Origin of the sequence: Qingrenia yutianensis (assembly GCF_014385105.1) — a bacterium.
Taxonomy (GTDB): Bacteria; Bacillota; Clostridia; order UMGS1810; family UMGS1810; genus Qingrenia; species Qingrenia yutianensis.
Genome location: NZ_JACRTE010000001.1, coordinates 403,954 through 411,474, shown reverse-complemented (window position 1 = coordinate 411,474; position 7,521 = coordinate 403,954). Strand labels below are relative to the sequence as shown.

The following is a 7,521-nucleotide window of genomic DNA, read 5'->3' as shown; positions in this document are numbered from 1 at the left end:
GCCCTTTCTTCGGGACTTAATTTGTACTTAGGCATAACTAAAACCTCCAAAATGATATTTTTATTATATATCATCTTGGAGGTCTTGTATAGACTTTACACAAAATTTGGGATAGTCTCCATGAATATGTGTATCACCATCAACGTGTAAATAAATATTGTAAAATTTGCTTCAGAATGCCACCTTCCATTCATTACCAACGTATCAACGTCCCACTGGATAGTATACATACCGATATCGCGCATTGCGGAAACGACGGAGTCGTTATAGTCGCCGTAGGGCGGACGGAACAAAATCGGTTTTTTATTTGTGACCTTTTCAATTTTATCGTTACACTCGGTCACTTCTTTCTGCATCTGCTCTTTTGACAGTTTCGTCATATGCGGATGAGTATTTGAATGATTCATAATTTCGTGCCCCGCGTCGGAGAGCTCTTTCACCGACTCGGGGTATTTATCTACCCAGCCGCCGACAACAAAAAACGTGGTTTTAACATTATACTTCTTCAAAATTTCAATCAGCGTGTGGGTATCTTCATTTCCCCACGCTGCGTCAAAACTTATTGCACAAATTTTTTCCACCTTTTGCACGCAGTAGATGGGGAGGTCTTTTTTGGGCGCCATAGTTTCAAAAACTGCCGTTGTTGTGTCCCAGTTGAGGGTCAGCACCGAGCAAATGGCGGCGAGAATTAAAAAATATATTATCACTGTGTCCTTGTGAACTACAAAAAGCTTCATAAAATCTTTCCTTTCCGATGGTTTTTATTACTAAATTCTATTTTACTTTTAATATTTATATTACAAAAATCACACATTTCGCATTTTGACATATTATGTAAATGTAAAAAGCAATTTTGAATTTTTGGGAGGTTAATTTTATGAGTGAAAACTTTGGCTCAAAAGACTGCTGCGGCGGAAACAATTCTGCCTGCGTGCAGACACGAAAGGTATACGGCTCGTGCAAGGACAAAGAATGTTTGGAAAATTTAAGGGTATTCTTAACTGCGAGCGGTCAAAATCTTGTTAACAATGCAGTTAACGTAAAATGCAAAAAGGTTGAAATCGTCTGGATTTACACCGACGTTGAACCCGTTGCGTTTAACAGAGGCTACTACACGGTTGGTTTGAAATTCTTCTTCAGGGTTTCGCTTGACGTTTACTGCGGTGTATGCAAACCTACACCTATCGAAGGTCTTGCAACATACGATAAAAAAGTCGTTCTGTTCGGCTCGGAGGGAAATGCAAAGATTTTCTCGTCGCAGTACAGGGAAAACGACATAGACATAAACTTTATGCAGAAAAGCAATCTTCCTGTTGCACAGGTTGAGGTTGTTGAGCCTATCGCGCTCGATTTAAAGGTTATTGAACCGCAGGAAAAATGCTGCTGCGTATGCTGCTGCGACGTTGCGTCAATCCCCAACACCATAAACGGTTTGTTTGACGAGCGTTTTGTTGACGACGAGGGCGACAGAAAGGTTCTTCTCACTCTCGGCTTGTTCTCGATTGTAAGACTTGAAAGGGACGTTCAGCTTATCGTTCCCGTTGACGATTTCTGTGTTCCCGAGTGCGACTGCACACCGTCGAACAACAACAATCCCTGCGATTTGTTTGACAGAATAAGCTTCCCGGTTGAGGAATTTTTCCCGCCCGAGAGAAATTCTTTCGATCCGCTTAACACCGGACGTAAAAAAGGCTGTGAATAATTTTTAACCTATAACTAAAAAAGCCTTTGCAGATTAAGTCTGCAAAGGCTTTATGTTTTTGACAATATTGATTATGCTTTGTTGTCACAGCCCAAAACGTTGAGGATTTTGTGCTTAACCATATCTTTAACCGCTTCTCTCGCAGGTCCGAGGTACTGTCTGGGGTCGAAGTGCGAGGGGTTGTCGTTAAAGTATTTTCTGATTGTACCGGTTACTGCAAGTCTGATATCGGAGTCGATATTGATTTTGCAAACCGCGCTTCTTGCCGCCTGACGGAGCATATCTTCGGGGATGCCGATAGCGTCGGGCATTTTACCGCCGTTTTCGTTAATCATTTTAACGTATTCGGGGATTACACTGCTTGCGCCGTGAAGAACAATCGGGAAGTTGGGGAGATTTTTCTCAATTTCCGCGAGAATGTCAAAACGGAGCTGGGGTTTCTGACCGGGTTTGAATTTGTATGCACCGTGGCTTGTGCCGATTGCGATAGCAAGCGAGTCAACGCCTGTGCGTGTGGCAAAATCGTAAACCTGTTCGGGTTTTGTGAAAGATGCATCTTCGTCCGAAACGTTAACATCGTCCTCAATACCTGCAAGCTGACCAAGCTCGCCCTCAACAACAACGCCGTGAGCGTGAGCGTATTCAACAACTTTTTTTGTAAGAGCAATATTTTCTTCATACGGGTGTTTTGAACCGTCAATCATAACAGAGGTAAAACCGCCGTCTATGCAGGCTTTGCAAAGTTCAAAGCTGTCGCCGTGGTCGAGGTGGAGAGCGATGGGAAGATTTGTTTCTTCAACCGCCGCCTCAACGAGTTTAACAAGATAAGTATGATTTGCATATTTTCTTGCGCCCGACGAAACCTGAAGGATAAGAGGTGCGTTAACCTCTTTGCCGGCCTCTGTGATACCCTGGATAATTTCCATATTATTTACATTGAATGCACCGATAGCATAACCGCCTTCGTATGCTTTGCGGAACATTTCTTTTGTTGTAACTAATGGCATAATGTGTCACTCCTTATAAAATTTAACTATGTTAATATTTTATCATACTTTAAAAATAAAATCAATAGTTTTTTATATGCAATGTGTAAAATTTCATATTTTTTCAAGCACTCCGCGCAAAAGAAGTGTAAAATCGCTTGAAATCTTTTTTGCGGTTTGCTGAACGTCGGTATGTGAAAGTGTTTTTTCGCCCAGTCCCGCAGCCATATTGGTAATACAGCTGATGCCGAGAATTTTCATACCTGCGTGCTTTGCCGCCATAGCCTCGCACGCTGTGCTCATTCCGACCGCATCCGCGCCGAGAAGTTTATACATTTTTATTTCGGCAGGCGTTTCGTAATTCGGCCCGGGCGCCTGGAGATATGTGCCGAAATTGAGTTTTATGCCGTTTTCGCTCGCTGCATTTTTTGCGGTTTTAAGCAAATCTTTGTCGTAAACCTCGGACATATCGGGAAATCTTTCGCCGAGAAAATCTATATTTTCACCGCGCAAAGGCGAGGGGACAAACGATGAAATATGGTCGGTCAGCGCCATAAGACAGCCTTTTGAAAAACTCTCGTTTATACCGCCGGCGGCGTTTGTGAGAATGAGATTTTTCGCACCGCAAAGCGACAAAAGGCGCACGCCGAGAACGGTGTCGGCAATGTCATATCCCTCGTAATAATGCACTCTGCCTTGCATAACTGCAACATTTTTGCCCTTGTATTTTCCGAAAATAAAACGTCCGTTATGGCCTTGGACGGTGGAAATAGGAAAATGTTCAAGGTCTTTGTATTCAACTGTTTCAAGCGTTTCGATTTGGTCTGCAAAACTGCCCAGTCCCGTGCCGAGAACGATTGCCGTTTCGGGCTTAAATTCGGTGATTTTGCGAAGATTTTCAAAGCATATTTCCAGTTTTTCTTTTGCGTTCATATTATTTTTCCTTTTTGGGCATTTCAAGATAACGTTTGATTTTGCCCGTTGTGGTTTTGGTAAGCTCTTTGTCGCGGATTTCAAATTTTCTTATATATTTGTAGAGCGGATTTCGTTTGTTAACCGTCTTAACCGCGTCCTCCATAAGCGAGCGGATTTTTTCGTCCGACACATCGTCGCCGAAATCAGATTTGATTTCGTCAAATTTCGGAACAATCAGCGCGCAAAGATAGGTTTCGCCGTCCTCGGGATTATATTCGCCGTAAACCATACTTTCCAAAATATACTCGTTTTCGTTGAGGAAAATTTCAAGCTCCTCGGGGAAGATGTTTTTGCCGTTCTGCGTTACGATAACGCTTTTCTTTCTGCCTGTAATATGGCAAAAACCTTCGTCATCGATATATCCTAAATCGCCTGTGTGGAACCAGCCGTCAACAATAACCTCGTCGGTTGCTTCTTTGTTCTGATAATATCCCAGCATAACGTTCGGGCCTTTGCACACAATTTCGCCGATACCCTCGCTGTTTTTGTCCACAACGTCAATGGCAATGTTCGGCATAGCCTGACCTGCCGCGTCGTCGCGGAAATTGGTGTCGCGGTTAAGCGCAACGATAGGGGAACATTCGGTAATTCCGTAGCCCTGGATAACCAAAAATCCGAAGTCGCGGAGTCCCTTTGACACTTCGGGATTGGGCGCCGCCGCACCAACAACGAACATTCTGAAGTGTCCGCCGAAATTGTCGTGAATTTGTTTGAAAATTTTTCTTCTCATATCAATATGAACTTTTCGGAGCGAATTTGAAAGCTTTATTCCTTTTTTCAGCTTTTGGTCAATGCCGTTTTTCTTCGCCACACTCCAAATTCTTTTATACATCGCCTCGATAACCGCAGGAACGCAGAGCATAACCGTTGCCTTGCTCTCGGCAAGGTTTTTCGCAATGTATTTTAAGCCGTCGCAGTGCGCAATGGTACAACCGCGGTATAGCGGTGCCAAAAATCCGCAGTTGCACTCGTATGTGTGGTGCAGAGGGAGAATTGACAAAAATATGTCGCCGGGTCCGATATATGCCATTGTGCACATTCCCATAAGCGCGGCGCATATGTTTTTATGTGACAAAAGCACGCCCTTTGAAATGGCGGTTGTTCCTGATGTGAAAAGCAGAATTTTCGCCTCGTCGGGATTGATTTTAACGTTTGCAAAACTTTTGTCGCCTTCGTTTGCCATCATTTTGCCCGACGCAAGAAGCTTTTTAAAGCTGATTTCCTGTTCGGTGTTGTCGTCCAAATCCATATTAACCAAAAATCGTATTTTTTTGTTTTCTTCGCGCGCTTTCACCATATTTTCGGCAAATTTTTCCGAATATACAACGGTTGTAACATCGGAAATATCGAGAAGATGAGCCCAGTCCTCATACGGAAGCTCTTTGTCAATCGGCACAATCATACTTTCGCCGTTAGCGGCTGCAAGGTATGTAACCGCCCATTCATAGCGGTTTTGACCAATAACCGCTATTTTTTTGCCGGAAAGCCCCATTCGCAAAAATGCAGTGCCGAGCCCCTCAACGTCTTTGTAAAACTCTTTGTATGTTACACCTTCGTACGGACTTTTTCTGTCTTTTTTAACCAAAAATGCGTTTGTGTCACCGTATTTTTTTACGCTGTTTTCCAGCATATCCTTAAGCGACGCTATTTCGTCAATCGGATAATAAGAATTATTTTTCATTTTCTGCCACTCCTTAAAATTTTATTAAAACAAGCTTAACTGCGTGTTCGGATTGTCCTCGTCTTTTAAGTAATATCCCGTTGCCGGGACGTTTTTTGTTTTGTAATATTCAATGTCCGAAAGCTTTGCGTCGGACGCGAAATCAACCTTTGTGACAACGCTTTTCTTTTTCATATTCATCACCGCAACGCCCTGCGTATCGCGTGTTGTTTTGGGGGTTAAGCAGGTTGTGGAGAACACCATAACCTTGTCGATTGAACTGTATATAACCATATCGGTGTCGTCGGTAATGTATTTAACCGTAACAAGCTTTGATTTGTTGCTGTATGCGTTGATAAGCTTTTTGCGGTTGGTTTTTGTTTCATAGCTTTTAAGGTTAACCCTTGCAACCTTTCCGTTTTCAAAAAAGTAGAGCAAATCGCCGGCGTAATCGGCAGTTGCAATGGCAAACACGATTTTTTCGCCCTGTTCCATTTTTGCAATGTTGGGCGCGAAATGTCCCCAGTCGCTCGCCTTGCAGTCGGCAACCTCGTGAAGCTTCAGCTTGTACGCATTGCACATATTGCTGATAAGCACAAGGTCGGCTTTGTTTGTGGTTTCCTGTTCAAGCACTATAAAATCGCCGTCTTTAAGCTTTTGCACCGAGCTTGAACGCAACGAAACGGCTGATATTTTTTTTAGGTAGCCGTCGTTTGTGAGGAAAATTTTGAGATTGTAATCTTCAATAAAGCTTTCCTCCTCATAAACGGCAATTTCACCGCTTTCCACAACGGTTGTTTTGCGCTCTTTGCCGTATTTTTTTGAAATGCGTTTTAAATCTTCGATTATAAGCTTTTTAACCTCTTTATCGTCGGCTAAAATTCTGTTTATGTTGTCAAGCTCCGCTTTCAAATCGTCAATATCGTTCAAACGGTTCAAAATGTATTGCTTGTTGAGATTGCGCAGTTTGATTTCCGCGATAAAGTCCGCCTGCTCCTCGTCAATTCCGAAACCTTTCATAAGGTTGGGAACAACATCGTCGTCGCGCTCGGTGTTGCGGATAATTGCAATCGCCTTGTCAATGTCGAGCAGAATTTTTTTAAGTCCCTCCAAGAGGTGCAGACGCGTTGAGATTTTGTTCAAATCATAGTTGAGTTTGCGTTTTATGCAGTTCATTCGGAACTCTGTCCAGTGCATAAGAATTTCGCGTATGCCAAGCACCATAGGCGTTGTGCCGATAAGCACGTTCATATTGCAGCTGAACGAATCTTCGAGCGGAGTAAGCTTATATAACTTTGTCATAAGCATATCGGGTTTTGCGCTCTTTTTGATGTCGATTGTAATTTTAAGACCCTTAAGGTCGGTTTCGTCGCGCAGATCGGTGATTTCTTTAATTTTGCCTGCTTTTATAAGTTCGATAATCTTGTCGATAATCGCCTCGCTTGTGGTGCTGTAGGGGATTTCGTAAATTTCGATAAGCGAGTTTTTCTTGTCGTAGCGGTATTTTGCGCGGACTTTAACGCTTCCTCTGCCCGTCTTGTAAATGTTGTCAAGGGCGGTGCGGTCTAAAATAAGTTCACCGCCTGTTGAAAAGTCGGGCGCTGTAAGCGTTTTTGAAATATCGCAGTTCGGATTCTTAAGATATGCGATTGTTGTGTCGCAAACCTCTTTTAAATTAAAACTCGGTATACAGCTTGCCATACCTACCGCAATGCCCTGGTTTGGGTTTACAAGAATGTTCGGAAACGCAACGGGGAGCAGAGTAGGCTCGGTCATAGTGCCGTCGTAGTTGCTTACAAAATCGACGGTGTTTTTGTCAATGTCGCCGAAAACCTCTTTGCATATTTCTTCAAGCTTTACTTCGGTGTAACGCGACGCGGCAAATGCCATATCGCGCGAATATTGCTTTGCAAAGTTTCCTTTCGAGTCTACAAACGGGTGCAAAAGCGCCTCGTTTCCGCGCGTAAGACGAACCATAGTTTCGTATATAGCCATATCGCCGTGCGGATTGAGTTTCATCGTTTCGCCGACGATATTCGCCGACTTTCTCTGCTTGCCGTTTATAAGTCCCATTTTATACATTGTATACAAAAGCTTTCGGTGCGACGGCTTAAAACCATCGATTTCGGGTATTGCACGCGAAATGATAACGCTCATTGCATACGGCATATAATTCTCTTTTAAAGTTTGCGTAATTT

The 7,521-nt window shown here is 43.2% G+C and carries 6 protein-coding genes; 1 reads left to right on the top strand and 5 read right to left on the bottom strand.

Annotated features, from left to right (window positions below; genetic code table 11):
- Positions 1-95 precede the first annotated feature (95 nt).
- Positions 96-737, bottom strand: coding sequence for a polysaccharide deacetylase family protein (locus tag H8706_RS01880; RefSeq protein ID WP_262431275.1), 642 nt, complete (start codon positions 735-737; stop codon positions 96-98).
- A gap of 140 nt (positions 738-877) precedes the next feature.
- Here H8706_RS01880 and H8706_RS01875 point away from each other — a divergent pair, with 140 nt between their 5' ends.
- On the top strand, positions 878-1,702 hold the full coding sequence (locus H8706_RS01875; protein WP_262431274.1) for a hypothetical protein: 825 nt from the start codon (positions 878-880) through the stop codon (positions 1,700-1,702).
- Positions 1,703-1,773: 71 nt separating this feature from the next.
- Here H8706_RS01875 and fba read toward each other — a convergent pair whose 3' ends face one another.
- The 4 genes from fba to H8706_RS01855 all read right to left on the bottom strand — a co-directional run bounded on the left by fba (position 1,774) and on the right by H8706_RS01855 (position 7,492).
- Complete coding sequence (gene fba / locus H8706_RS01870) at positions 1,774-2,709, bottom strand: class II fructose-1,6-bisphosphate aldolase (protein WP_178347880.1); 936 nt, start codon at positions 2,707-2,709, stop codon at positions 1,774-1,776.
- A 93-nt stretch (positions 2,710-2,802) separates the two neighbouring features.
- Entirely contained in the window at positions 2,803-3,621 is an 819-nt protein-coding gene (locus H8706_RS01865; protein WP_262431273.1) for a purine-nucleoside phosphorylase, read from the bottom strand.
- A gap of 1 nt (position 3,622) precedes the next feature.
- Entirely contained in the window at positions 3,623-5,344 is a 1,722-nt protein-coding gene (locus H8706_RS01860; protein ID WP_262431272.1) for an AMP-dependent synthetase/ligase, read from the bottom strand.
- Positions 5,345-5,368: 24 nt separating this feature from the next.
- The gene (locus H8706_RS01855) at positions 5,369-7,492 is read right to left on the bottom strand and encodes a DNA gyrase/topoisomerase IV subunit A (RefSeq protein ID WP_262431282.1); all 2,124 of its coding nucleotides are present in this window, start codon (positions 7,490-7,492) and stop codon (positions 5,369-5,371) included.
- Between the last annotated feature and the right edge of the window lie 29 nt (positions 7,493-7,521).